Raw genomic sequence first — 3,219 nt, 5'->3', positions numbered from 1 at the left:
GCCACGCCGAGCGCGGCGGGGCCGAGCCGGGTCCCCGCCGGCACCGCGACGACTCCGGCGCGCACGTCCTCGCCCGCGCCCCGGACGTTCTGGCCGGCCTCGACGTCTGCCTCGACGTCGACGTCGCCGCCCGTCTCGGTGGTCCGCTCGACCATGACGACGGCGTCGGCGCCATCGGGCATCGCGGCCCCGGTCGAGATCCGCACCGCCTCGCCCTCGCCGACGGCGACGTCCGCGGGGTGCCCCGCGCGCGACTCGCCGACGATCCGCAGGCGCCGGCCGGCCCGGCCGGACCGGATCGCGAAGCCGTCCATGGCGCTGTTCGCGAACGGCGGCACGTCGCCGGCCGCGACGAGGTCGTGCGCGAGGACGCGGTCGAGGGCGGCGGCGACGGGCACGGTCTCCACCGGGAGCACGCGCACGGCGTCGAGCACGATCCTCCGGGCGTCGTCGACGGGGAGAAGGTCGGGCATCGGGGCATTCTCGCCTCTGCGGCTCCGACCGGGTCGGCCGCTACAACAGCCGGCGATGCGCGACGCCGACGCAGACGGGCCGCGACGCCCGCAGGCGGTCCCCGATGCACCGGTCGCGCCCTTCGCGGCCGGGACCGGCCTCGCGAAGGCGTGGGTCCTCGCGCTCGTCGCCGACGCGCCGCTCGAGGCCGCCGACCGCATCCCGATCGGTCGCCTCGGCGCCGGTGCACCCGAGCTCTGCGCCGCCGTCGTCGCCGCTCTCGCCGACGATGCCGCGCTCGATCGCCTGCGGCCTGGAGGGGATCTCGCCGGGGTCGCGGCGGGTGCCGCTGCGCTCGCGGGTGCGACCGGTCCGGCGGAGGCGGTGACGGCGGTGGAGGCGCTGCGAGGCGTCGCGTGGCGTGCGCTCGCCGAGGAGGCGGGGGCCGCGGACGGCTCCGCGCTCGTCGGCCTCGCGGACCGGCTCGCGCACGTGACGGCGGTGGTCGCGGCTGCGTCGGCGGCCGCGGCGGCCGGCGAGCCGGTGCTCGTCGACGCCCGCACGCGGACCGCCGAGGACCTCGCGCGGCGCCACGACGACGCCGGTCTGCCCTACGCGGTCCTCGACGTCGTCCTCGACGACCGCGCGCGACTGCGCGCGGCGCACCCGGCGGAGGAGGTCGCGCGCGTCGCGGAGGCGATCGCGCGGCACCTGGGCCGCACTCTCCCGGCCGCGGCGGTCGTCACGACCGAGGAGCCCGGCCGCTGGCGCGTCGCGGTCCCGGGAGCGGACCGCGCGACGACGGGCGACCTCGCCGCCGCCGTCGCGGCGGCAGCCGATCCGCCTCCTGTGCTCGGCGGGGCGCCGGTCCGGCTCGTCGTCGGCGCGGCGACGTCCCCCGCCGACGGGTCCGGCGCCGCAGAGCTCCTCGAGCTCGCCGAGACGAGGCGTCTCACCGCCGAGGCGGCGGGCGTCCCGCTCGGGGTGGGCTGACCGAGGTCGGGGCTACGGCCGCGGGAGGCGGGAGAGGACGCCGCGGGCGACCCGCCCGGCGACCCGCGTCCCGGCCTCCACGACGTCGGTCGCCGTTCGCACGGCGGTCGTGACGATGTCGTCGGCCGGCGCGGGCGCCACCGGGCGGGGCTCGCGAGCCGGCGTGTCCGCCGTGATCCGCGGGCGCTTGCGCGCGGGCGCCGGCGCTCCCGCTCCCGAGCGCGCCGCGGTCTTGGAGGTCTTCTTGGCGCCTGCGGAGGCCCTCTTCGCGCACGCGGGGGCCTTCTTCGCGCCTGCTGAGCTCTTCTTCGCGGTCGTGGAGGCCTTCTTCGCGCCTGCCGCGGCCTTCTTCGCGCCGGCGGCCTTCTTCGAGCCCGACGGGGACTTCCCGGCGGACGTCGACCGCGTCTTCGCGCCCTTCGGCGCGGCGGTCCCCTTCGCCGGTGCCTTCTTCGCCGCGGAGGAGGGGGTCGTCGCGGCGCTTGCGCTCGTCTCCTCCGGCGCAGCGTCAGGCGTCGGCGCGGCCGCGCGGGAGGGCCGCTTGGCGCTGCGCCGGGAGGGACGCGAGCGGGGCAGGCTGCCGATGACGTCGCGATCGTCGTCGGACGGGGAATGAGGCGGGGTCACACCGGGCATCATCCCACGTGGGAACGCAGTCCGACACGCGCGACGGGGTCTCAAGCGGAGCGCCGCCGGTGCCGATGGGCGCGATGGCGCGAAAGGGACCGCAACATGAAACGTCCGGGCCCGTTTCACGTAGATGGTGAGACGGGGACCGCGCCGCGAGCCGGGCGACGGCCTTGACTTCAGAAAGTGAAGCGCCTACCATAGAACATACGTTTGAGGCATAGGTTGGGCGTCGTGCCGCCTCGACCGGCCTCAACGCCTCTCTCCAGAGCATCTCCGGACCCGTCGGAAGCGGGGCCGGCGAACGAAACGGACGCACATGTCAGTAGTGGAACTTCAGGAACTCGAAGAGATCAAGAACCTCCTGGCCAAGGGCCAGCAGGTCGGCGTGCTCACGTTCGCCGAGATCGCGACAGCGGTGGCCGAGATCGATCTCGACGAGTCGGATGTCGAGGACCTCCACCAGTTCCTCGAGAAGGCCGAGATCGAGCTCGTCGAGGAGATCGATCCGGCGACGGCCGCGGTGAACGAGGTCGAGCGGGCTCCGGACAAGCGCAGCCGGCGCAAGAAGTCGACGGCGCTCGACCTCAAGCCCGACATGACCACCGACTCCCTTCAGCTCTTCCTGAAGGACATCGGCAAGGTCCGGCTCCTCACCGCCCAGGAGGAGGTCGACCTCGCGAAGCGCATCGAGCGCGGCGACCTCGACGCGAAGCAGAAGATGGTCGAGTCGAACCTCCGGCTCGTCGTCTCGATCGCGAAGAACTACCGGAACCAGGGCCTCCCGTTCCTCGACCTCATCCAGGAGGGGACGCTCGGCCTCGTCCGCGCGGCGGAGAAGTTCGACTACCGCAAGGGCTTCAAGTTCTCGACGTACGCGACCTGGTGGATCCGCCAGGCGATCGCGCGTGCGCTCGCGGACAAGGCCCGGACGATCCGGATCCCGGTCCACGTCGTCGAGAAGCTCAACAAGATCGGCCGCGCCGAGCGCAAGCTCGTCACGGAGCTCGGTCGTGAGCCCACCCCCGAGGAGATCGCCGACGTCACCGGCATCGACCCGGAGGAGGTCGACTCGATCAAGCGCTCCGCTCAGGCCCCGGTCTCGCTCGAGAAGCCGGTCGGCGACGAGGAGGAGTCCGAGTTCGG

Annotated in this window: 5 protein-coding genes; 3 read left to right on the top strand and 2 right to left on the bottom strand. The window is 74.4% G+C overall.

The genetic code is table 11. The annotated features are described in order from the left end of the window. The coding region (locus ACME2J_RS22150) for a MoeA family protein (RefSeq protein ID WP_495547118.1) at positions 1–473 on the bottom strand (473 nt) is incomplete at its 3' end. Positions 474–528: 55 nt separating this feature from the next. On the opposite strand from ACME2J_RS22150, the gene ACME2J_RS22145 reads away from it, so the two are divergent. Continuing rightward, complete coding sequence (locus ACME2J_RS22145; protein WP_495547117.1) at positions 529–1,446, top strand: hypothetical protein; 918 nt, start codon at positions 529–531, stop codon at positions 1,444–1,446. A 12-nt stretch (positions 1,447–1,458) separates the two neighbouring features. On the opposite strand, the gene ACME2J_RS22140 is transcribed toward ACME2J_RS22145, so the two are convergent. Further along, positions 1,459–1,587: a hypothetical protein gene (locus tag ACME2J_RS22140; RefSeq protein WP_495547116.1), complete on the bottom strand. Its 129-nt coding sequence runs from the start codon at positions 1,585–1,587 to the stop codon at positions 1,459–1,461. A 22-nt stretch (positions 1,588–1,609) separates the two neighbouring features. On the opposite strand from ACME2J_RS22140, the gene ACME2J_RS22135 reads away from it, so the two are divergent. Beyond that, the gene (locus ACME2J_RS22135; protein WP_495547115.1) at positions 1,610–2,062 is read left to right on the top strand and encodes a hypothetical protein; all 453 of its coding nucleotides are present in this window, start codon (positions 1,610–1,612) and stop codon (positions 2,060–2,062) included. Positions 2,063–2,392: 330 nt separating this feature from the next. Then, a partial coding sequence (locus tag ACME2J_RS22130; protein WP_495547114.1) for a sigma-70 family RNA polymerase sigma factor occupies positions 2,393–3,219 on the top strand: 827 nt, incomplete at its 3' end.

It is taken from the genome of Paraconexibacter sp. (genome assembly GCF_059438195.1).
The sequence above is the reverse complement of the archived record's forward strand: the minus strand, read 5'-3'. Positions and strand labels throughout refer to the sequence as shown.